This window comes from Pseudovibrio exalbescens DSM 16456, from assembly GCF_000422785.1.
Lineage (GTDB): Bacteria > Pseudomonadota > Alphaproteobacteria > Rhizobiales > Stappiaceae > Pseudovibrio > Pseudovibrio exalbescens.
In genome coordinates this window covers 143,792-166,580 of sequence record NZ_AUGS01000008.1, presented here as the reverse complement: position 1 = coordinate 166,580, position 22,789 = coordinate 143,792, and the positions used below count along the sequence as shown (strand labels likewise).

Sequence of the window (22,789 nt, the reverse complement as noted above, 5' to 3'; positions counted from 1 at the left end):
TAATGGACGGGTTGCTGCACACTCTCGATATTTTCATGTTCGCAACGGCCTGTGTGTTGTTGATGGCCGGGTTCCCGGTTGCCTTCACACTGGCAGGTGTTGCGCTGGTTTTTGCCCTGCTCGGGACGCTGTTTGGCGGCTCGATGACGCTGGGAGCCATTCCGAGCCGTATCTTCGGCACAATGACGAACGAAACGCTGATTGCGGTTCCGCTGTTCATCTTCATGGGCGTGATGTTGGAGCGCTCCAAGGTGGCCGAGGAACTGCTGGAAACCATGGGGCGTTTGTTTGGACGCATGCCAGGGGGGCTTGGAATTGCGGTTTCAGTCGTGGGAGCGTTGCTGGCAGCTTCAACCGGTATCGTTGGCGCCACGGTCGTGACCATGGGCTTGCTATCGCTGCCAACCATGCTGCGCAACGGTTACAGCCCGCGGTTGGCGTGCGGTTCCATCGCTGCATCTGGTACGCTGGGGCAAATCATTCCACCGTCGATCGTGCTGGTGTTTCTTGCGGACCAGCTTTCCAACGCTTACCAGACCGCGCAACGGGAGATGGGCAACTGGTCCCCGGATCCCTTTTCCGTGGGAGACCTGTTTGCCGGAGCGTTGCTGCCAGGTTTGACGCTGGTGGGCATGTATATCCTCTATCAGCTGTTTACCGCTTTCACGCAGCCGCACAAGTCGCCGCCCATGGAAGTGGATGAGGACAATGCGCCGTCATTGTCTCAAGTTTTGCATGCGCTTGTGCCGCCGATTGCCTTGATCATTGCGGTGCTCGGGTCGATTCTGTTGGGCATTGCCACACCAACAGAGGCGGCTGCCGTGGGCGCAGTGGGTGCAATCCTGCTGGCTGGCTATCGTCTTCATGAGGAAAAGCCGCTGCCGGTCTACGCTGCGGTTCTGGCTCTGGTCGCGCTGTTGATCTTGACGTCGTTCATGGACTTGCGTGTGCTGCGCAACGAAATACCGACGACGGATATGATCGGGATCGTTGTTGCCTGCATTCTGACGGCCATTTTGGCCTATGGCATCGTTGTTTCGCTGGTGAGGGTGCTCAAGGACAATGTGCTTGTACCTGTCATGCATTCGACAACCCAGATCACCTGCATGGTTTTCGTGATCCTGATCGGCGCAACGTTCTTCTCCTTGATCTTCCGCGATCTTGGCGGTGAAGAGCTGGTGCACGAACTGCTTACGGGCATGCCAGGCGGGGCGCTTGGGGCCATCATCGCCGTGATGTTGATGATGTTTGTGCTCGGGTTCTTCCTGGACTTTCTGGAGATCGTGTTCGTTGTCGTTCCTCTGGTGGCACCGGTCCTTTTGCAGTTGCCCATGCCTAATGGCGAGTCCATGAGTCCGGCGTGGTTGGGGGTCATGATGGCGGTAAATCTTCAGACCTCATTCCTGACACCGCCGTTTGGATTTGCGCTGTTCTATCTGCGCGGTGTTGCGCCGCCGACGGTGAAGACCTCGGATATCTACTGGGGCATCATTCCATTTGTGTTCATCCAGATCCTGATGCTGGTGATCCTGTGGTATGTGCCGGAAATTGCGACCTGGCTACCTCAGGTCATATATGGATAGGTAGCAAACACCTTGGAACTTGGGGGCGCGGGCAATTCTCATCCCGCGCCCCTTTTCGTTTCAGGACACAACGTGGTTCAGCGGGAGCAGATTGATGGTAACTCCGATTTATGCGGGGCTTTTGGCCTTGTTGTTTGTTGTCTTGTCGGCGCGGGTCATCCAGATGCGCGTCAAGGCAGGGGTATCTCTGGGGACGGGAGAAAACCGGGATTTGCTACGTCGCCAGCGGGTGCACGGCAACTTTGCAGAATATGTACCGTTTGGCCTTCTGCTGATCCTTTTGATGGAACTGCGCGGATTGCCGGATTGGAGCCTGCATGCACTTGGGGTGCTGTTGGTGACTTCCCGTGTGTTGTACATGATTGCGCTGCGTGGCCCCAAGGAGGTCAACAAGGTGCGGGTTGCGGCTATGGTGTGCACGTTTGCCGTGCTGGTGTTTGGCGCGCTGGGCTGCCTCGTGCCATTGGGCGCCGCGTCCTGATTTGCATGGAAAAAGGGCCTCTGCTTTGGATGGCAGAGGCCCGAGGCTTCCTTGGAGACTTGGAGGTCTACTTCTCTTAGCTGTTTTTGTCCTGTTGCAGCAGGATTGACAGCTGTTCTGCTTCGAGCCGCACCTCTTTAAGGAGGATGGAGGCGCCGGACGCTGATCGAAATGCTGTCGGGCGGTCCTGCTTTTGGGAGGATGGGGGAGTAGCAGGTGTCGCGACCGACGTTATTTCGTAGGTAGGTACGGCAGGCTCTTTTGAAGAGGCGGGGCCTACCTGCACCCAAAACAGTCCGGCAGTGAGGAGCAGAGCAGCGCCGACAAGGGGCACGTCGACACGTCCAGCAGCATCGGGGAGAACTGCTTCAGCTCGGAGAAACAGGGGATGTCTCATGTTGATCTCCTCGCTGCCTGACTATGCTTCTACTCTATTATCGATTACCGAGAATGCTGTGATGCTCATCACGCATCGGCTTGTTTTGTTTTTGATGGGTACTTTCCTCGCCGTCTTTGAGCGGGATGGAAAGTAAAGTTCCGCTGTCGACTCTGTGTTTACTTGATTTTTCAAAGGTCAGGCAGTGGGTTTGGGTCATGCCAGGTATGCATGTGTGGGCAAAGCTGATCACGATACCCAAGTCACGTCTGAGGTGAGCATGTATCCGGATCCGTACACTGTCCGAATGAGCGCGCCTGTTTGCTTGCTGGTGAGTTTTTTGCGGATCCGGGAGATCCGCACATCAATGGAGCGGTCCATGCTGTCGTCGTTGCCGCTGAATTCCAGCAGTTGATCGCGCGAAAGGACACGGCGCGGCGCCGACAAGAGGGCAAGAAGGAGGCTCGCCTCACCGGTTGATAGAAAGCTCTCGGTATCATCTGGGGCTTGAAGCAAGTGCGATTCCGGCTCGAACCGCCAGCCAGAAAAAACCGCCGTGCGTTTGGGCCGGGACGTTTCATTGGTGCTCGGCTGTGCCCGTCGCAACAAAGACCGTGTGCGGGCCACGATCTCGCGGGGGTCAAATGGTTTGCACACATAGTCGTCAGCGCCAAGTTCCAGCCCGATCACGCGATCAGAAGCATGGGATCGTGCCGACAGAACGAGGATTGGCAGGGATGTTTTCTCTCGCACCCGTTCGATAAGGGCCATGCCGTCGATATCCGGGAGACCGAGATCAATGATCAAGAGGGCAGGCAGTTCGCTGGCGAGTGCGCTAAAGGCGTCCTGCCCACTGTGAAAAATGCGCGTGCGAAACCCATAGCTTGTGAGCGTGTTGGCAACAAGCGTGCAAATTTCAGGTTCATCATCAATGACAAAGATAAGCGGTTGCGCAGTTTGCGCTTCCGCCGAGCGTGGGGTGGGCTCTATTTTCATGACAGGCTCTCCGTCAGAGCGGCGGCGAGGCGTGTTTCATCAAATGGCTTTTTCAAAATGCGTATGCCTTCCGGAATGTCGGGTTTGGCTTCGGTATTGTAACCGGTCATCAGCACGACAGCGACTTGAGGTGTGCCTTGCCTGATGCGGTGGGCCAGCTCGAGGCCATTCAGAGTGCCGGGCATCACGATGTCAGAGAGGACGCAGCGCACCTCCGGCAGGGTTTGGACCAATCCGAGTGCGTCTTGCGCGTCGTCCGCCAAAAGAGCCGTGAAGCCAAGGGTCGTAACCTGTTCAGTCAAGATCTTGGCGAGGTCTGGTTCATCTTCAACGATGATAATGAGTTGACCGTCTCCCACACGGGCTGGCGGGGGAGGCGCCGATTGGGGCGCATCGCCATCCGTTTGGGCGTGGGAAAGGGGCAGAAACAGACAGACGCGTGCTCCTTGGCAGCTATTGCGGTTTTCAAGAGTGACCGTGCCGCCAGACTGTTTTGCAAATCCATAAACCATGGACAGGCCCAGACCGGAGGAGGTCCCAAAGCTCTTGGTCGTGAAAAACGGCTCAAAGGCTTGCTTCAATGCGCTGTCCGAAAGGCCCGAGCCTTCATCAGTGACGCAAAGCCGCGCATAGGGACCAGCGGTCAAATCCAATGCGGCGGCTTGTTCTGGCTCCAGCCTTTCTAAGGCCAATGCCAAATGAAGACGACCGCCGTTCGGCATGGCATCGCGTGCATTCAGTGCCAGGTTGACGACCGCATTGTCAAAGAGGGTCGGGTCCACCTCCGCGCGCAGCGGAGAGGTTGGCAGCGCCAATGTCAGTTCGATGTTTTGGGGCAGTGAACCTTTTACCAATCGGGCGGCATGCTCCAATCCGCCGCTCAGATCCAGAATGCGCGCTTCCTGTTGATCGCCGCGCGCAAAGGTCAGGAGGCGTTGTGTCAGATCGGCCCCGCGCTGGGCGGCTTGCAAAATGGGGCGGGTGTATTCGCTGATCTGTTCGTGGGTGAGGGAGGCGGTTTCAGCCTTCCGATTCAGGCTTAGGCCATTGCCAAGAATGATGGACAAAAGGTTGTTGAAGTCATGCGACAGGCCGCCTGTCAGTTGGCCGACAGCTTCCATGCGCTGAGATTGCAACAACCTGTTTTCGCTGGCCTTTTGTTCGGATGCGTCCACGGACAGAACAAAGCAGCCCAGCGAGCGGCCATCGGCGGTTCGGTCCGGGACCAGCGTGGACCGCATGGTTACGGGTTCGCCCTTGCGGTTCTTGCGCATATACTCGAAGTTGACCACTTGGCCGTTCAGCGCCTGGTCGATCTTGGGGCCCATCTGGTTAAACAGAGCGGCCCCAACCACATCGCGCACGGGCTTGCCGATGATCGATGCGGGGGTTTGATTGAACCATACCGCATAAGGGGCGTTGGCGAACCGATAGACCGGACCGGGCGCTATGTAGCAGATCAACGCCGGGACGTTGTCCGTGACAAGCCGCAGCCAATCCTCGCTTTGTTGCAGCGCGCGGGTGCGTTCCTCGACGGTTCGCTCCAGTTGCCGCTGGTGCATGCGTTCACGCGTGACATCGGTGTAGGTGGTGACAAACCCGCCTTGGGGCAGGGGGCCACCTCGAATCGAGACGATCTGCCCGCTGGGTCGTTGCCGTTCGAACGCATGCGGCTCGAACTTGGCCGCCCGTTCCACCCGCCGTGCCACTTGTGCTTCAATGTCACCATCGCCGTATTCGCCGCGTTCGGCGTTGACCCTGAGAAACTCCGATATATGCGTTCCTCTGGTCTTGAGCCGCAAGGGGAAGTCCAACATCTCGAACAACATGCTGTTGGAGGCGACGAGCCGCAGGTTGGCATCAAAAACACTAAAGCCTTGATTGATGTGATCCAACGCGGCTTGCAGCAAGTCGAGCTGCGAAACTTCCGTTGTGCAAGGGCTTTCATGTTCAGAATTCGTCATACGTTCGTCTACTGCCCGACCAATTAAACCATTGTGATTTCATGTTGTTGCGCTGCAACCGAAACAATTCGACACAATCTTCTCATATTGGCGAAATGAAAGACTACTAGCCTTTATGCTAAACATTTACGTGGAGGTCATTTTGCAAGAGGGAGACTTGCAAAACCCGGTGAAAATCGGGGGCTTCCCTAGATGATCCAAATGAATGGAAGAAGCTGGCGAACAGCTGAGACTTTCTGGGAGGGAAAATGGCTGAGCCGCCTGTCACTGGTGGAGACACCTTTCCGAAGATCCTGTTTCACAACGCACGCGTGTATGGGCAGCGCCCTGCGGTGCGGGAAAAGGAATTCGGTATCTGGCAAACATGGACCTGGGCAGACGTGCTGGAGGAGGTGCGCGCCCTGTCTTTGGGTTTGAAACAATTGGGCTGTGTCGCTGGCGACAAGGTGGCCGTGATCGGCGCCAACCGTCCGCAGCTTTACTGGTCTATGGTGGCTGTACAAGCGCTGGGCGGGGTGCCGGTGCCGTTGTACGCCGACTCCATTGCCGACGAAATGGCGTATGTGCTCAACCACGCAGAGGCGCGTTTTGCCGTTGTGGAGGATCAGGAGCAGGTAGACAAGGTGCTGGAGATTTCCGGTGAGTTGAACCAACTCCAGCACATTCTCTATGACGATCCAAAGGGCTTGCGTGACTATGACAAGAAGCGCCTGAGTTCCATTGCTCATGTCCAAGAGATCGGACGGCAGATACTGGCTTCTGATCCAACCGTGGCGCAGGCCTGGAAACAGGATGCAGAGCAAGTTGAGGGCGGTGATGTCGCGGTCATGCTGTACACCTCAGGGACGACCGGTCGGCCCAAGGGAGTCATGCTGACCTATGACAATCTGGTCATTTCCGCGCGCAACGCCAACGACTTCGATCATTTGAACGAAACCGAAGACGTGTTGGCTTACTTGCCGATGGCGTGGGTGGGGGATCATGTGTTTTCTCTGGCGCAGGCTTATTGTGCTGGATATTGCGTCAACTGCCCTGAAAGCCTTGAGACTGTGCTGACGGACCGCAAGGAGATCGCACCGACTTATTTTTTTGCTCCGCCTCGCGTGTTTGAAGGGCTGCTGACCCATGTCATGGTACGCATGGAAGATGCCAGCAAGACCAAGAAGAAGATGTTCGACTACTTTCTTCGGGTTGCGGATCGTGTGGGTGAGCGCATTCTGAACGGCGAAAAGGTCAGCCTAAAAGATCGACTGCTTTACGCGATTGGCGAGTTTTGCGTCTTTGGCCCCCTAAAGAACCAGATGGGGTTTTCGCGCATCAAGGTCGCCTACACGGCGGGCGAAGCCATCGGACCGGAGATTTTCAGGTTCTACCGCTCCATGGGTATCAACCTGAAACAACTTTATGGCCAGACTGAATCTGCCGTTTACATCACCAGCCAACCTGATGGTGAAATTTATCCCGATACGGTTGGACGGCCTTTCAAGGACGTGGAAATCAAGATTGCGGAAAATGGCGAGGTGCTCTATCGCTCGCCCGGTTCATTCAAGGCCTATTTCAAGAATGAGGAGGCCACCACCAGCACCAAGGATGCCGAGGGTTGGGTCAAGACCGGGGACGCCGGTATTTTTCTGGAAAACGGCCATCTGAAGATCATTGATCGCGCCAAGGATGTAGGCAAGTTGACCGATGGCGCGATGTTTGCGCCCAAGTATTTGGAAAACAAGCTCAAGTTCTTTCCGAACATCAAGGAAGCCGTTGCTTTTGGGCATGAGAAGGACTTCGTGGCGGTGTTCATCAACATCGACCTGATTGCCGTGGGCAACTGGGCAGAGCGGAACAACATTTCGTATGCCTCCTATCAGGAGCTGGCGGCCAATCCGCGTGTCTACGAGATGATCCAGTCCCATGTGGAACAAGTGAACCGGGATTTGGCGCAGGAGCCGATGATGTCAGGTTCGCAGATCTCGCGTTTTCTGGTGCTGCACAAGGAACTCGACCCAGATGACGGCGAGTTGACCCGAACACAGAAAGTGCGTCGGAGCTTTATCGCGGAGCGATACGCGCCGTTGATCGAAGCGCTTTATGACGGTTCCACACACAAGCATGTTGTTACGCAGGTAAGCTTTGAGGATGGGCGCATCGGCTCCATCGAAGCGGATGTTGAGATCCGGGACGTGCAAACCTTTCCCGCAACGCACGCGGGTGCATATCAGGAGGCGGCGGAATGAACGTTCTCGTATCTCCCGAAGACAAGACGGGCACGCAGCGCAAAGAGCGGGAGGTGCTCCTGGATCTGGAGAACGTCTCGCTGTCATTTGGCGGCGTCAAGGCAATCACCAACATTTCCTTCGATATTCAACGCGGAGAAATCCGGGCAATTATCGGGCCCAATGGAGCGGGCAAAACGTCCATGCTCAATGTGATCAACGGGTTTTATCAGCCACAACAGGGTCGCATCACATTCAACGGAAAGACCCGCCGCGCCATGAAGCCTCATCTGGCGGTGTCGCAAGGGATTGCTCGGACTTTCCAGAACGTAGCGCTTTTCAAGGGCATGTCCACGCTGGACAACATCATGGCTGGCCGGGCGACGCGCATGCATCGCAACATGTTCTGGCAGATCCTGTACTACGGGCCCGCGCGGGCGGAGGAAATCGAGCATCGCAAGAAGGTTGAAGAGATTATTGACTTTCTCGAGATCCAACATATCCGCCGAACGCCGGTAGGGAAGTTGCCCTATGGGTTGCAAAAGCGGGTGGAACTGGCCCGCGCACTCGCCATGGAGCCGGAGCTGCTGCTGCTGGACGAGCCTATGGCGGGCATGAATCTGGAAGAAAAAGAGGACATGAGCCGGTTCATTCTGGATGTGAATGACCAGTTGGGAACCACGATTGCGCTGATTGAGCATGACATGGGCGTTGTGATGGACTTGTCCGACCGGGTGGTCGTGCTGGATTACGGTCGCAAGATCGCCGATGGGGCACCCGAGGAAGTCCAGAACAACCAAGAAGTCATTGATGCCTATCTGGGCGTTTCACATTGAGTTTGGGGGGCACAATGGAAACTCTCTACAACATACTGATCGATCCCTTCGTGCAGATGTATGAAGCGCCGGATTTTCTGATGCAGGTCCTTTGGGAGGGCCTTGTCTCGGGCGTGCTGTATGCATTGATCGCACTGGGTTTCGTGCTGATTTTCAAATCGTCGCGTATTTTCAATTTTGCTCAGGGCATCATGGTGGTGTTTGCCGCGTTGACGCTGGTGGGCCTGCACGAAAACGGCGTGCCGGCATGGCTTGCCGTGCCGTTGACCCTTGGGGTTATGTATGTGCTGGCGGTGGGCATTGAGCGTGTGGTTCTGCGTCCATTGGTGGGACAGCCCGATATCATATTGTTCATGGCGACCATCGGTGTGACCTTGTTCCTGATTGGCTTCGGGGAGTTCGTGTTTGGCGGCGAGAACAAGGTCATGATTACCGAAGCCCTGGGCATTCCGACCGGAGCGCTGGAGTTCAATCCCTTTGGCGGGTTCGTATTGATCGAGGAAAAGGATCTGACAGCGGTCGTCATGGCGGTGCTGCTGGTTTTTGCACTCATCACATTCTTGAACTACTCGTCCATGGGGCGGGCAATCCGGGCTTTGGGGGATGATCACCAAGCGGCCTTGTCCGTGGGTATTTCTCTATCCACCATCTGGGTCATTGTCTGGTTCATAGCCGGCGTTATCGCGCTCGCTACCGGTATTGTCTGGGGTGCGCGGGCCGGTGTGTCGTTTGCGCTCGAAGTGATCGCCTACAAGGCGTTGCCGGTCTTGATGCTGGGCGGTCTGGAGTCTGTCTCCGGCGCCATTGTTGGCGGGTTGGCGATCGGCATTTTGGAAAAACTCTTCGAGATCTACTGGGGGCAGCCGTTCCTTGGTGGCAATACCGAAACATGGTTTGCGTTCATTCTGGCGTTGATTGTTCTGCTGTTCCGGCCGCAGGGCCTGTTCGGCGAGCGCATCATCGAGCGCGTGTAAGGGGGTACACAATGCTCTACAGAACATCTGGCCAGTTCAAGACAACATATGAAAGCGATCAGGCACTGTTTCCAGTCAAGCAGGATGCCTTGCTGCTGGGGGTCATTCTGCTTGCCGCCTACGTGGTGTTCCCGCTGACGGCTTCCGAGTTCACTTTCAAGGCCTTGCTCGTACCGGTTCTAATTTATTCGTTGGCCGCCATGGGGCTGAATATCCTGACGGGTTATGCGGGTCAGTTGTCACTTGGCACCGCTGGATTCATGGGGGTCGGGGCCTATGCCTGCTACAAGCTGACGACGATATTCCCTGAAATGAACGTCGTGGTCGCGCTGGCGCTCTCCGGCTTCTTTTCTGCGGCCGTAGGGGTGGCATTTGGTTTGCCCTCGCTGCGCATCAAGGGATTTTATCTGGCTATTGCGACGTTGGCCTCGCAGTTCTTCCTGGTATGGCTCTTCGAAAAATGGGCATGGCTTTACAACTACAATGCCTCTGGTGCCATTGAAGTGCGGACCATGGAGTTCTTCGGGATTGTCATTACCGGCCCGACCGCCACACCGGTGACCCAGTACTACTTCGTTCTCGCGGTCGTCACGATCATCGCCTTTGCCATGATCAACCTGACACGCGGACGCTACGGGCGCATGTGGAAGGCTGTCCGCGACATGGATATCGCCGCTGAACTCGTAGGTATCAACCTGATGCGGGCAAAACTGACAGCCTTTGCCGTCAGTTCTTACGTGGTTGGCATTGCCGGCGCGTTGCTGGTGTTTTTCTGGAAAGGGGCGGCTGAACCCAATCTGTTCGACATTCCGCTCAGCTTTCAGATCCTGTTCATCGCCATTATCGGTGGGCTTGGTAGCATTATTGGCAACTTCTTGGGGGCGATCCTGCTCGTGGCACTGCCGGTTATCTTGAACGTTTTGCCTGACACACTTGGACTGACCATCAACTCGGCGACCATGGAGCATGTAAACGACATGATCGTGGGCGCCCTGATCATCACCTTTCTGATTGTGGAACCACACGGATTGGCCCGGTTCTGGGCGCTGATCCGGGAGAAGCTTATCATTTGGCCTTATCCGCACTGATGACAATGCGCAAACGCAGCATCACGCAGGTAAGGCTCCGGTGGAGGACCGGAAACGTGGAGGAGACTATGACCAAACTATCGAAGATCGGCGCACTTGTCGCCGCGGGGGGCTTGGCGCTGGGCATCGGCGTAACGAGCGTTGCAGCAGAAACCATGTACACCCCGAACATGTCGTATCGAACCGGCCCATTTGCGGCGACCGGCATTCCCCTCATGAACGGGCAGCGTGACTATGTGAACATGCTGAACGCGCGTGATGGCGGTGTTGGCGGCGTGATGGTGGACTTTGAAGAGTGCGAAACAGGCTACAACACCAACAAGGGTGTGGAGTGCTACGAGAAAACCAAGGCGAACGCCATTGTGACCCAGCCTTGGTCGACCGGCATCACCCTTCAGGTTCTGCCACGCACGAATGTGGATCGGATACCGATTCTGGCGCCGGGTTACGGCTTCTCGCCTATGTCTGACGGCAACACCTTTGCATGGGCTTTCAATCCGCCGGTCTCTTATTGGGACGGCGCGTCCATGATCATGAACTTCATCAGCGATGGCGACATGAACTCGCTGAAGGGCCAGAAGATCGCGCTGTTGCATCTGGACCATCCGTTCGGCAAAGAGCCGCTGCCGCTGCTGGAACAGTATGCAGAAGAGTATGACTTCGAGCTTGTGCCGATCCCGGTTGGTCTGAAGGAAATGCAGAACCAATCTGCGCAGTGGTTGCAAATCCGCCGTGAACGCCCGGATTGGGTTGTCATGTGGGGTTGGGGGGCAATGAATGCCGGCGCCCTTACGGAAGCCGTCAAGACCCGTTTCCCGATGGACAAATTCGTGGGCGTGTGGTGGTCCGGGTCTGATGACGACCTGATCCCGCTCGGTGAAAAGGCCAAGGGGTACAAGTCCATCAGTTGGAACGTACCGGGTGATTATCCTGTTATCGATGCCATCAAGGAGCACGTGGTTGATGCCGGTAATTCCATGGTCGAAGAGCCAGCGGACATGGACAAGGTGTTCTATCAACGCGGTGTGGTGATGTCGATGTTCCTCGTTGAAGGCATCAAGGCTGCTCAGGAACATTTTGACGTCGGGGCCGTGAATGCTGAACAGCTGCGCTGGGGGCTTGAGAACCTGAATATCACGGATGAGCTGCTTGAGGAGCTGGGTATGGCCGGCATGACTGCGCCGTTCCAGACCTCGTGCAGTAACCACACCGGTCATGGTGGTGCCTGGATGCTGGAGTGGGATGGCGAGAAATTCGTGAAGGCCAGCGATCTCTTGAAGCCGGATCGTGCGTCCATCGAGCCGTTGGAAAAGGAAAAAGCGGCTGAATATGCCGAGAACAACGCACCGTGGCCGGGGCGCGACGGGCTGCCTTGCGAATAAGGCACGCAGTGAACTGGTGCCGGGCGATGTGTCGCCCGGCATTCACCTCGATACCAATGGAATTCAGGGCAGGCCGGGAACAAGACAATGACAGCCACCGCACAAGCGCGCGCACCGCAAAAAGATGCCAAGGACGCCGCGGAGACCATTCTCTCCGTGAACAACATTGAAGTGATTTATGATCACGTGGTTCTCGTGCTCAAGGGCGTTTCATTGACGGTGCCCAAGGGCGGCATTGTTGCCTTGCTCGGGGCCAATGGCGCAGGCAAGACCACGACACTCAAGGCAATCTCCAACCTTTTGCAGGCTGAGCGTGGCGAGGTCACGAAGGGCTCGATCGAGTTTCATGGTGAGCAGGTACAGGCGCTTTCTCCCAATGCTCTGGTGCGCCGTGGCTGCATACAGGTGATGGAAGGGCGGCATTGTTTCGGTCACCTGTCCATTGAAGACAACCTGTTGACGGGTGCTTATACGCGCCGCGACGGATACACCGAAGTGCGCCGCGATCTGGAAATGGTTTACGAGTACTTCCCTCGGCTGCGGGAGCGGCGAACCTCTCAGGCAGGATATACCTCCGGCGGCGAGCAGCAGATGTGTGCGGTGGGCCGTGCGCTGATGAGCCGGCCTGAGATGATCCTGCTTGACGAGCCTTCCATGGGATTGGCTCCGCAGCTTGTGGAAGAGATTTTCGAGATTGTGCAGAAGCTGAATAAGCACGAGGGAGTTTCGTTCCTGTTGGCTGAGCAAAACACCAATGTGGCTCTGAAGTACGCCACATATGGCTACATCATGGAAGCCGGACGCATCGTGCTGGATGGTGATGCCGCTGCACTGCGGGAAAACGAAGATGTGAAGGAGTTCTATCTGGGGGTAGGCAGTGAAGGGCGCAAATCGTTCCGAGATGTGAAGCATTACAAACGGCGTAAGCGTTGGCTGGCATAAACGTGTACGCGCATAAGTAACAGTTCGGATCTGATGCGCTTTTGTGTTGAGGTTCAATCGGAATACCCGGAGACTCATCGAAGGGACAGATCGGAGATTTCGATGAAAATACTCACACAAATCGCAATGGCGACCGCTACGTCTTTGATCGCGGCCCGGGCTGGCGCGCAGATACCTCTCGACGGCTACTTTGTGGCGGACGAGGTATGTCCGGCTTACCAGTCGTTGCGCAAGCAAACGAACCCAGGCGATGTGTTCGTGGAACCTGATCACGCCTATCAGGTGATCGCGAAGAACAAGGAGGCGGCCTCACACTATCTGGTGCGTGTCAAAGGCGCTAACCCGTCACAACGCTGGGTGGAGGTGGAGTGCGGTGTGCGCACTGTTGTCGCAAATGAACCGCTCGTGCCTAGCGGGGCAGATGCTCCGGACGGTGACTTGTCACTGTCGGGCGATGCAAGTGGCAACCTGTCTTATGTTCTGGCGGTCAGTTGGCAGCCGGGCTTTTGTGAGACGCGGCCGTCCAAGCTGGAGTGCCAGACCCAGACAGCTTTGCGGTTGGATGCGGAGAACTTTTCGCTGCACGGCTTGTGGCCACAGCCGCGCGATAATGTGTACTGCGAAGTGCCAACAGGCTACCGACAGTTGGCAGAGCAGCGACACTGGGACGAACTGCCGACGCTGGATCTGAGTGAAGACACGCGTCGGACCTTGAGCCATGTGATGCCGGGTACGGCCTCGTATTTGCACCGGTATGAGTGGGTGAAACACGGCACCTGTTTCGGGCCGAGTGCCGAGGCTTACTACCGCGAATCCATCAACTTGTTGGCGCAGGTCAACCTGTCTCAGGTGCGTGACCTGTTTGTCGGCAATCTGGGTGAGTTCGTGAGTACAAGCGAGATCCGACAGGCATTTGACAAGGCGTTTGGCCGAGGCGCTGGCCAGCGGGTGTCTGTGGTTTGCGCCGAGGATGGGGCGCGGACGTTGATTACTGAACTTCGTCTTCACCTCAAGGGAGAGTTGGAGTTCGGATTGCCGATTGCCCGTTTGATGGGTGAAGCGGAGAAGGTGAACCCGGGGTGTGATGGCGGCATCGTGGATGTTGTCGGGTTGCAATAGCGGCCTTTGTCTTATCCCCCGGCAGGCCGCCCAGCCGATGGGCGGTCATGTGTGACGAACAAGCAGGAGGGGATGATGAGCCCGCAGCATTTCGATACCAACGAAACGCGCAGTCCCGAAGAGCGGGAGGCGGATTTGTTTGCACGGCTGCCCAAGGTGGTCGCTGAGGCCAAAGCGAAGGCGCGTGGATGGCAGGCTCATCTGCAAAATGTTGATCCAAATGCCGTCATTGATCGCGCTGCTCTGGCCGATTTGCCGGTATTGAGGAAGTCCTCATTGCTGGAAGCACAGACGCAGACGCCGCCGCTTGGCGGTTATGCCACTGTTGATGCCGCTGGTTTTGAGCGGCTTTTCATGTCGCCGGGACCGATCTGGGAGCCGCAGCCCGCGGGCAATGATGCGTGGAAGGGCGCGCGTGCGCTGTTTGCGGCGGGTGTACGGGCGGGTGATCTGGTACACAACGCCTTGTCCTATCACATGACGCCCGGCGGATTCATAATGGATTACAGTGCCAGAGCGTTGGGGTGCACGGTGTTTCCTGCAGGCATCGGCAATACGGATCTTCAGGTGCAGGCTATGGCGGCACTTCGGCCCACAGCATATACCGGCACCCCAGATTACCTGAAAGTGATCCTCGACCGGGCAGCAGAACAAGGTGTCGACTTGAGTTTCCTGAGGCTCGGGTTGGTTTCAGGCGGCGCGCTGTATCCGTCGCTGCGCGAGGAGTACGCCCGGCGTGGCGTGACGGTGAGCCAGTGTTACGCCACAGCGGATCTGGGGGTGATTGCCTATGAGACAGAAGCCATGGAAGGCATGGTTGTCAATGAAGACATGATCGTCGAGATCGTCCGACCGGGCACGGGCGAGCCTGTGGAGCCGGGAGACGTTGGCGAGTTGGTGGTCACGACCTTGTCTACCGAGTATCCGCTGATCCGTTTTGCGACGGGGGATCTTTCTGCTGTTTTGCCGGGTCAGTCTCCTTGCGGGCGAACCAACATGCGGATCAAGGGCTGGATGGGTCGTGCTGATCAACGAACCAAAGTGAAAGGCATGTTTGTGGATCCTGCCCAAATCGCTCGGGTGGAGGCGTCTCATGAGGGCGTGCTCAAAGCCCGCCTGACCGTTCTGCGCCGTGACGAACAAGACCATATGGAATTGTTGGTGGAGACAAGTGAACAAACGGAAGGTTTGGATGAGCAGTTACGCGCGGCTTTGCGTGAGCACACAGGTCTTGCTGGCTCGGTAAAGCTTGTGAAACCCGGTTCCTTGCCGAATGACGGCAAGGTGATCAGCGATGAGCGACCCCTTGATGCCTGACGCCTGGGCAAGGCTTGTTCATAAAAAATATTGCCGTGCAATAAGAAAAACTGACTTGCGACAGGTTGTGCTCTCGTCAAAAAAGCATTTAAGCCTATGTATGATACGTGTTTTTATGTTGATGGGTGCACAATGGTCGCTGAGATGGATACGCTAGAAAAAGAACGGCCCGCCGAAGGGCAGATTCCGCATGTAAAGGACCATCCGCCGGTCAAGTTCGGCAAGGTGGGGGTGCTGCTGGTTAACCTCGGGACGCCCGATGGCACATCCTATTGGCCCATGCGCCGCTACTTGGCTGAGTTCCTGAGTGATCGCCGCGTCATCGAATGGCCGAGGCTGTTGTGGTACCCGATCCTATACGGAATCGTCTTGTCCAAGCGGCCGCAAAAGTCCGGTAAGGCCTATGAGGAGATCTGGAACAAGGAGCTGGACGAAAGCCCATTGCGAACGATCACCCGTAGCCAGGCTGACAAACTAGCAAAAACGTTCACTGAACACCCGAACGTTGTGGTCGACTGGGCCATGCGCTATGGCAACCCTTCCATCCGTTCTCGGTTGGAGAACCTCAAGGCGGAAGGCTGTGATCGCATTCTTGTATTCCCGCTGTACCCCCAGTACGCAGCCTCCACGACCGCGACCGTGAATGACGAGGTATTTCGCGCATTGATGGAAATGCGGTGGCAGCCTGCGATCCGTACAGTGCCGCCTTATCACGACGATGAGGTTTACATTGATGCCCTTGTGGACTCCATAAAACGCAAGATTGGCGAGTTGGAGCACGAGCCCGACGTGGTGCTGACGTCATACCACGGTATTCCCCAGAGCTATTTCAAAAAAGGCGATCCTTACCACTGTCATTGCCAGAAGACGACGCGCCTGATGCGCGAAAAGCTCGGATGGGACAAGGACAAGCTGCGGGTCACGTTCCAGTCCCGGTTCGGGCCTGAGGAGTGGCTGCAACCTTATACCGACAAGACCGTGGAGCAACTGGCAAAGGACGGCGTCAAGCGTATCGCCGTGATGGAGCCTGGTTTTGTCGCAGATTGTTTGGAGACCCTTGAGGAAATCGCGGGCGAGGCGGCTGAAATTTTCGAGGAAAATGGCGGCGAAGAGTTCACGCATATTCCGTGCCTCAATGATAGTGATCTGGGTATGAGAGTTATCGAGGCTGTTGTGCAACGTGAATTGCAGGGCTGGACCTGAGCCTTACCTTCTGCCAGTCCGTTTACCAATTTCGAGCGTCTGCAATCGTGGGTCGGTTGCAGACGTTTTTTTTGTCATTAAATGCGTGTAGCTTGCGCCCTAGTATTTTTCGCAGGGTGAGGGCTGAAGGCCATGAACGTTCTTGGAATTGATATTACGCTGTTGATCCTTGTTGCGGTAATTGTGCTTGTCATACTGGCAGGCGTGAAAACCGTGCCGCAGGGGTTCAACTACACGGTGGAACGGTTTGGCAAGTACCGCACGACCCTTCGTCCAGGGCTTAACCTCATCATCCCGTTTCTTGATCGCATCGGCCACAGGCTGAACATGATGGAGCAGGTGCTGGATGTTCCAGCGCAGGAAGTCATTACGCGGGACAACGCCACCATCACGGCTGATGGCGTGACCTTTTTTCAGATCGTAGACGCACCTCGTGCCGCCTATGAGGTTCTGGGATTGCAGAACGCCATTTTGAACCTGACCATGACGAATATTCGCAGTGTCATGGGTTCCATGGATCTGGATGAGTTGTTGTCGAACCGAGATCTGATCAACTCGCAACTCCTGCGGGTCGTAGATGCCGCCGCCGAGCCGTGGGGTGTGAAAGTCACTCGTATTGAGATCAAGGATATCAATCCTCCGGCGGATCTGGTGGAGGCCATGGGGCGCCAGATGAAAGCGGAACGTGAGAAGCGCGCGGCTATTCTGGAAGCCGAAGGGGATCGGCAGGCAGAAATCAACAAGGCGGAGGGTGTCAAGCAGTCGCTCATTCTGGAGGCCGAAGGACGGCAACAAGCCGCATTCCGTGATGCGGAGGCGCGTGAGCGACTTGCGGAAGCCGAAGCGAAAGCAACGGAGCTGGTGTCCAAGGCAATCGCCGAGGGCGACATGGGAGCCGTGAACTACTTCGTGGCGACCAAATATGTGGAGGCCTTCGCCGAACTTGCGAAGTCGCCAAACCAGAAAACTGTTATGATTCCCATGGAAGCCTCATCGCTGATTGGCTCGTTGACAGGCATTGCCGAAATAAGCAAGGAGGTGTTTACCGAGCAGGCGCAACAGCGTCGGCGTGGTGTAAGTGTGCCGCAGACTGGCGCGGGAGGAGATCAGTAGCAGACCATGCAGCAGCTTATTGACTATCTTGGGCCGTATACTTGGTGGATTTTGGGATTGGTGCTGCTGGCGCTGGAAATTCTGGCACCCGGTTTCATCTTCCTGTGGTTCGCCATAGCGGCGATGCTGGTGGGGGCCATCGCACTGTTTGTTGATCTGAGCTGGCAGTGGATGTTTGTGTTATTCGGAGCGTTGTCTCTGGCAAGTTTGCTTGTGGGACGGAGTTGGGCAATGAACCGATCGCGCACTGAAGGCGATGAGAATCTCAATCGGCGGGGCTCCCGCTACATCGGCCGCACGTTTATTCTGTCCGCCCCAATCGAACAGGGGCAAGGATCGCTGAACATTGACGATACGGTGTGGCGGGTCCGTGGCCCGGAACTTCCTGAGGGAACCCGAGTGCGGGTTGTTCGGATTGAAGGCGTGTCACTGGTTGTTGAGGAAACAACCCCTTCTTGATGCCTTGTCAGGGCTGGTAGTCCAGCGGCAAGGGCGGCTCTTCAGTCATGAGCAAAATGGAAATGCGACGGTTGGCGGCAAGGTAGGGATCGTTGGGAAACAAGGGTTCCGTATCGGCTTTGCCCACCACCGAATGGATGCGGTCTGTGGGCAGGCCGCTTTCTGCCAGAATATGTTGAGCTGCGATGGCCCGTCCAGTAGACAGGTCCCACAGTCCTTCAGAGGCTGCAACGGCTGAATAGCCTGATGTCGTGTGACCGGTTACGCGGATGCGGTTTGGCAGCTGTGCCAGAACTGGCGCCATTTTGGCAAGGAGCCGCCGAGTGATCTCATAGGGATACTTGGAACCTTCAGGGAACATGGAGCGGCCCTCCTGATCAACGATCATGATGTTGAGGCCTTCGTCGGTTTCCTCCATGATGATGTTGCTGGAAAGCTCCGTGATTTCCGGCAGTTCCTGAAAGGCTTGGCGTAGAGAGACTGCGGCGGTTGCGAACTGGCGCGGCTTTTCGATGTCGGTCTCTTCCACACTGTGGGTGTTGGCTTCCGGTCCCTGTTTCTTGCGCTGCATGTGGTCAACACTGGCGAAATCAGCGTCGCGTTGTTCTTCAAGCAGGGACGCATCTTTCATGTAGTCGCGCAGCGGTACGCCATCAAGCTCAATGATTCCGGTGCGGCGCGACTCCTGCTTGATGCCGAACGCATCGCGAATGGAGCCGGCGACGACTTGCAGTTTCTGCTGGTCTTGTACTGAGAACGAAATGATCAGCACGAAGAAGCAGACCAACAGGGACATGAGGTCAGCAAAGGTGACAAGCCAGGACGGGGCGCCGCCTTCTTCCTTCTTCTTGCTGCGTGCCATGGCGCGACCTTCCTCGCGGCGCTATGCCGCTTGTTCCATGAATTCTGCGCGGTGATGTTCGGGCATGTACGCCAGAAGCATCTCGCGGATCAGGGTGGGGCTCTTGTTGTCGCGGATCTGGAGAACCCCGTCGATAATCAGTGTCTGGTTCAACTCTTCCATCTCGAACTTGGCATCAAGCTTGTCCACGATGGGAAGGCAGATCACGTTGGCAATGACCGAGCCATAAAGGGTGGTCAACAAAGCGATGGCCATGGACGGGCCAATGGTGGAGGGATCGTCCATGGTGGCCAGCATTTGCACCAGACCAACAAGTGTGCCGATCATGCCGAAGGCTGGTGCTGCGTCACCCAGCGCCTTGTAAAAGCGCTTACCTTCCTGAAGGCGGGCCAGATACAGGTCCCGTTCGCGCTCCATGGATCCGCGAATGTGATCATGCTCATAGCCATCGGCGATGTATTGAATGCCTTTGGTCAGGTAATCGTCTGACACATCGGCGTTCTCAAGGCCGAGTGGGCCTTGCTTGCGCACGATTTCTGCCAAACCTGCGATTTCCTCGATCAGGTCGCGAGGTTGAACGTTTTTGTGCGTGAAGGCTTCCTTGCCGCCTAGCGCAAACGCTCGCGCAATGCCGGACAGCGGAAAGCGCACCAGCGTTGCGGCCATGCCGCCCCCAATCACAATGAGGATCGATGGGAGATCCACAAACTGGGAAAAGCTGCCGCCGATAAAGATCGCGATGGCAATTACTGCGCTGGCAGCAATAATGCCGATTATTGTAGCGAGATCCATTCCTGAGCCTTGGTGAAATAGAGTGCTTCTCTAGTTCGGCTCACACTACGCCATCTATGACTAATCAAATCCTAATAAAAGTCGAAATCTATGTGTGATTTTTGCCAGTATTCTGCGGTTGTCTTGGATGTTGTGGCAAGGATAGGTTGATTATGCCGTTGGGATATTTGGCCGAGTGGAGGTAGGTACCGTTGCGGCGGAGGCCGAGCGGTTCGGCCTCCGTATTTTGAAGAGGTTCAGGCCGCGCCCACACGCAGCAAGTCATGTAGATGAACAATGCCAACAGGGCGAGAATCTTCCACAACAAACAGAGAGGTGATCGACAAGGAGTTGATCATTTCCAAGGCCGAGGCCACCAGAAGGTCGGCGCTGATGGTTTTCGGGTTTTCCGTCATGATGTCCTCAACATTGCGGTCGAGGAAATCAGAGGAGATATGGCGACGCAAGTCACCATCCGTGATGACGCCTTTGATCTGTCCCAATTCGTTGGTGATACCCAATACACCGAAACCTTTTTGCGTCATCAATACGATGGCCTCACGCATGGACGTGCCCATGCGTGCGAGCGGCAAGCTGTCGCCGGTATGCATGATATCGCGGGCATGCTGCAGGCTGGCACCAAGACGGCCTCCTGGGTGGTAGACCTTGAAGTCCTGTGCCGTAAACCCACGCGCCTCCAGAAGAGCGATGGCCAAGGCATCCCCAATGGCCAATTGCAACAGCGTGGAGGAAGTGGGCGCCAGACCATGCGGGCAGGCTTCTTCCACGCGAGGCAGGGCAAGCACAATGTCGCTGGCTGCGCCCAATGTGCTGTCCTTTTTGGAGGTAATTGAGATCAGCGGTACACGGAACCGGCGAGTGAATGCGATCAGACTTGCCAGTTCCTGCGTTTCTCCAGACCACGAAATTGCGACGACCACATCTTCTTCGGTGATCATGCCAAGGTCACCATGGCTGGCTTCACTTGCATGAACAAAGAAGGCCGGTGTGCCTGTGGAGGCGAGTGTTGCTGCGATCTTGGTTCCGATGATCCCGCTCTTGCCGATGCCGGAAATGATAACGCGGCCGGTGGACTGGGCGATAGTCTCGATGGCTTTCGTAAAGGGAGCGGAAAGGCCATTGCCCAATGCAGCGCGCAACGTTTTGAGGCTCTCGATTTCCGTAGCCAGCGTTCTTTCCGCGGAAACGAGCCAGTCAGCGGATGGCGTTACAATTCTTTCGTCGTGTTTCTGAAAGGAAGGCATGTGCATTGTATCGGGGCCCCATTTATGAGCAAAGCGCTTTGCAATCGGTTTTTCGGGAACTTGCAGCAGCCTCAAATGTCGCACTTTGGCGGCCATTTCTTCAAGGCCGGAAGTTGATTACCAAAAAATAAAAGAGAAAACAAATGGAGTGACTACTGAGTTTTCAAGGGACCATTAACCATAATGCCCCAAGAGTTGCAGGTGTTTGAATTAATTCATCCTCTGGTGTTCAGGGCAAGTTGGAATGCGTCTTAGCTGGATTAGGCTGGTAACTACGGTTTTTTTTGCCGGGTGGCTCTCCGGGGCCTTGGCCCAGCAAACCGTGGACGGCTTGCGCGGCGCGATGGAGGAAAACGACGAACCTGCTGAAACGGCAGAGGAAAATGCCGTAACGGAACGAGGGCGGCGACCAGAGCCTGATTTGCGGCGCACAGTCGTGCCAGTATCAGGGGTGACAACGCCTGCTGCGGGCTTGCGTGCGCCAACAGTGGCGCAACGGATTGCCGCTGCGCAATCTGGGGGGGTGGCTCCAAATGATCCACAGTCCGGTGTTTTTGATGGTGAGACCAGGCGGGACATGGCGCAGGGGATTCGCGTTGGCCAGTTTACTGTGCTGCCAAGTCTCAGCGCGGGATCCGGCTGGACGGACAATGCCGCCAAAAGTGCGACAGGCTCCGGAGATGGTTTTTATTCCGTGGAAGGCGGCGTTGATGTCCGTTCAGATTGGGCGCGTCATGCCTTGGGGGGCAGCCTGCGGGGCACATATCAGTCGTTTTTTTCCGAGCAAGACAACAATGCCCCCCAACTGGATGGCTCCGTTGATGGCCGCCTTGATTTGGGCGAACAAACGGCGGTTGCTTTGCGCGGTGACTACAGTTTCAGTCGTGAGGCTCGATCCTCTGCGGAAAACGATGTGACCAGCGGCCAAACCGCAAGCCAGCAGTTTTTCGGAGGACAGCTCGACGTCGAGCGTCGGGTTGGCGTTATTGGGGCGATCGCTTCGCTGGGAGCCGATCGGTCGGTTTATGGAGATGCGGGTAGTTCGTCCGGTGGATCGCGCAATAATACGGTTTATGAGGGCACAGCCCGTTTGGAGACACAGCGCTACGGTGAAATAGGTGGTTTTGTGGAAGCAGGCGGGTTGATGCGCCGCTTTGATGATACCTGCGCACCAACTGACCCATCCTGTCGGGACCGTGATGCGACAGGGTACCAGATTCGTGGGGGGCTGTTGATTGACCGAGGGCCTAAACTACGCGGCGAAATCGGCATTGGGTGGCGGCAGGAACGGCCCGACGACCCACGACTGGACAAGCTGGAGGGGATGTTGGTGGACGGGTCGCTGATCTGGTCGCCAACACGGCGCGATACGGTAACCTTTGGCGTTGATACCGGCTTTGAAGCGACCAATTTGGCAGAGGCCTCCGGATCTTTGCTATATTCCGGCACGATTGCGTATACTCACCAGTTCTCTGAGGATTTGGTTGGGGATGTGGACGCCGGTTTCAGCTACCGGCGCTATGAGGGCATTTCCTTGACGGAGCGGGACTTCAGTTCCGGTCTTGGATTGACCTGGGCGCTTTCGGATTTTGCGGCGCTGGAAACGCGTTACACCTATGAGGTGTTTCGCAGTTCAGAAAACGGTCGCAATTATGAAAGCAGCACCATCGAGGCGGGCCTGCGCCTACGCCGATAAGAGTCGGTCGGTTCTTTAGGGGCGTGATCGGTTGTTTGCGCCCACTTTTTAACGTGGATAGTTCCCTAGCGACATCTTGCGGCAAGATCGATGGCTCATTTTCGTCACGAGTGTGACCTAGATTGCGGCAAATTTATCGGAAATTTGAACGG

General features: G+C 56.3%; 21 protein-coding genes. 15 read left to right on the top strand and 6 right to left on the bottom strand.

The window, feature by feature from the left end:
• Positions 1 to 2 precede the first annotated feature (2 nt).
• Positions 3 to 1,583, top strand: a complete 1,581-nt coding sequence (locus tag G512_RS0107630; protein WP_028481207.1) for a TRAP transporter large permease — start codon at positions 3 to 5, stop codon at positions 1,581 to 1,583.
• A 94-nt stretch (positions 1,584 to 1,677) separates the two neighbouring features.
• Positions 1,678 to 2,064, top strand: a complete 387-nt coding sequence (locus G512_RS0107625; RefSeq protein ID WP_036488986.1) for an MAPEG family protein — start codon at positions 1,678 to 1,680, stop codon at positions 2,062 to 2,064.
• A gap of 76 nt (positions 2,065 to 2,140) precedes the next feature.
• On the opposite strand, the gene G512_RS0107620 is transcribed toward G512_RS0107625, so the two are convergent.
• Positions 2,141 to 2,461, bottom strand: coding sequence for a hypothetical protein (locus tag G512_RS0107620; protein WP_028481205.1), 321 nt, complete (start codon positions 2,459 to 2,461; stop codon positions 2,141 to 2,143).
• Between G512_RS0107620 and G512_RS22765 the strand changes: the two genes are divergently transcribed.
• Positions 2,460 to 2,597: a hypothetical protein gene (locus tag G512_RS22765; protein ID WP_178378251.1), complete on the top strand. Its 138-nt coding sequence runs from the start codon at positions 2,460 to 2,462 to the stop codon at positions 2,595 to 2,597. The genes G512_RS0107620 and G512_RS22765 overlap by 2 nt on opposite strands.
• A 92-nt stretch (positions 2,598 to 2,689) precedes the next feature.
• Here G512_RS22765 and G512_RS0107610 read toward each other — a convergent pair whose 3' ends face one another.
• A complete protein-coding gene (locus G512_RS0107610) occupies positions 2,690 to 3,436 on the bottom strand; it encodes a response regulator transcription factor (RefSeq protein ID WP_028481204.1) in 747 nt (248 codons plus the stop codon).
• Positions 3,433 to 5,400 carry a PAS-domain containing protein gene (locus tag G512_RS0107605; protein ID WP_028481203.1) on the bottom strand — a complete coding sequence of 656 codons (1,968 nt, stop codon included), beginning with the start codon at positions 5,398 to 5,400 and terminating at the stop codon, positions 3,433 to 3,435. Before G512_RS0107605 ends, G512_RS0107610 begins: the two co-directional genes overlap by 4 nt.
• A gap of 248 nt (positions 5,401 to 5,648) precedes the next feature.
• Between G512_RS0107605 and G512_RS0107600 the strand changes: the two genes are divergently transcribed.
• The 11 genes from G512_RS0107600 to G512_RS0107550 all read left to right on the top strand — a co-directional run bounded on the left by G512_RS0107600 (position 5,649) and on the right by G512_RS0107550 (position 18,043).
• Positions 5,649 to 7,631 carry an AMP-binding protein gene (locus G512_RS0107600; protein ID WP_028481202.1) on the top strand — a complete coding sequence of 661 codons (1,983 nt, stop codon included), beginning with the start codon at positions 5,649 to 5,651 and terminating at the stop codon, positions 7,629 to 7,631.
• Entirely contained in the window at positions 7,628 to 8,446 is an 819-nt protein-coding gene (locus tag G512_RS0107595) for an ABC transporter ATP-binding protein (RefSeq protein WP_028481201.1), read from the top strand. The genes G512_RS0107600 and G512_RS0107595 overlap by 4 nt, the downstream gene beginning before the upstream one ends.
• A 14-nt stretch (positions 8,447 to 8,460) precedes the next feature.
• Positions 8,461 to 9,420, top strand: a complete 960-nt coding sequence (locus G512_RS0107590; RefSeq protein WP_028481200.1) for a branched-chain amino acid ABC transporter permease — start codon at positions 8,461 to 8,463, stop codon at positions 9,418 to 9,420.
• Positions 9,421 to 9,431: 11 nt separating this feature from the next.
• Positions 9,432 to 10,508: a branched-chain amino acid ABC transporter permease gene (locus tag G512_RS0107585; RefSeq protein WP_028481199.1), complete on the top strand. Its 1,077-nt coding sequence runs from the start codon at positions 9,432 to 9,434 to the stop codon at positions 10,506 to 10,508.
• Between the two features lie 68 nt (positions 10,509 to 10,576).
• Positions 10,577 to 11,890, top strand: coding sequence for an ABC transporter substrate-binding protein (locus tag G512_RS0107580; RefSeq protein ID WP_028481198.1), 1,314 nt, complete (start codon positions 10,577 to 10,579; stop codon positions 11,888 to 11,890).
• An 87-nt stretch (positions 11,891 to 11,977) separates the two neighbouring features.
• The gene (locus G512_RS0107575) at positions 11,978 to 12,832 is read left to right on the top strand and encodes an ABC transporter ATP-binding protein (RefSeq protein ID WP_028481197.1); all 855 of its coding nucleotides are present in this window, start codon (positions 11,978 to 11,980) and stop codon (positions 12,830 to 12,832) included.
• Between the two features lie 102 nt (positions 12,833 to 12,934).
• Positions 12,935 to 13,951, top strand: coding sequence for a ribonuclease T2 (locus G512_RS0107570; RefSeq protein WP_028481196.1), 1,017 nt, complete (start codon positions 12,935 to 12,937; stop codon positions 13,949 to 13,951).
• A 75-nt stretch (positions 13,952 to 14,026) separates the two neighbouring features.
• Positions 14,027 to 15,268 (top strand): phenylacetate--CoA ligase family protein, encoded by a 1,242-nt coding sequence (locus G512_RS0107565; RefSeq protein ID WP_028481195.1) that lies wholly within the window; start codon positions 14,027 to 14,029, stop codon positions 15,266 to 15,268.
• 144 nt (positions 15,269 to 15,412) lie between these two features.
• Positions 15,413 to 16,471 carry a ferrochelatase gene (gene hemH / locus G512_RS0107560; RefSeq protein ID WP_051269122.1) on the top strand — a complete coding sequence of 353 codons (1,059 nt, stop codon included), beginning with the start codon at positions 15,413 to 15,415 and terminating at the stop codon, positions 16,469 to 16,471.
• A gap of 132 nt (positions 16,472 to 16,603) precedes the next feature.
• Positions 16,604 to 17,584 (top strand): SPFH domain-containing protein, encoded by a 981-nt coding sequence (locus tag G512_RS0107555; RefSeq protein WP_028481193.1) that lies wholly within the window; start codon positions 16,604 to 16,606, stop codon positions 17,582 to 17,584.
• A gap of 6 nt (positions 17,585 to 17,590) precedes the next feature.
• Entirely contained in the window at positions 17,591 to 18,043 is a 453-nt protein-coding gene (locus G512_RS0107550; protein WP_028481192.1) for an NfeD family protein, read from the top strand.
• A 7-nt stretch (positions 18,044 to 18,050) separates the two neighbouring features.
• On the opposite strand, the gene G512_RS0107545 is transcribed toward G512_RS0107550, so the two are convergent.
• The 3 genes from G512_RS0107545 to G512_RS0107535 all read right to left on the bottom strand — a co-directional run bounded on the left by G512_RS0107545 (position 18,051) and on the right by G512_RS0107535 (position 20,947).
• On the bottom strand, positions 18,051 to 18,905 hold the full coding sequence (locus tag G512_RS0107545) for a flagellar motor protein MotB (protein WP_028481191.1): 855 nt from the start codon (positions 18,903 to 18,905) through the stop codon (positions 18,051 to 18,053).
• 21 nt (positions 18,906 to 18,926) lie between these two features.
• Positions 18,927 to 19,697 (bottom strand): motility protein A, encoded by a 771-nt coding sequence (locus tag G512_RS0107540; RefSeq protein WP_028481190.1) that lies wholly within the window; start codon positions 19,695 to 19,697, stop codon positions 18,927 to 18,929.
• A gap of 236 nt (positions 19,698 to 19,933) precedes the next feature.
• Positions 19,934 to 20,947, bottom strand: a complete 1,014-nt coding sequence (locus G512_RS0107535; protein ID WP_028481189.1) for a KpsF/GutQ family sugar-phosphate isomerase — start codon at positions 20,945 to 20,947, stop codon at positions 19,934 to 19,936.
• A gap of 238 nt (positions 20,948 to 21,185) precedes the next feature.
• Here G512_RS0107535 and G512_RS20345 point away from each other — a divergent pair, with 238 nt between their 5' ends.
• Entirely contained in the window at positions 21,186 to 22,637 is a 1,452-nt protein-coding gene (locus tag G512_RS20345; protein WP_051269075.1) for an outer membrane beta-barrel protein, read from the top strand.
• Positions 22,638 to 22,789: the final 152 nt, after the last annotated feature.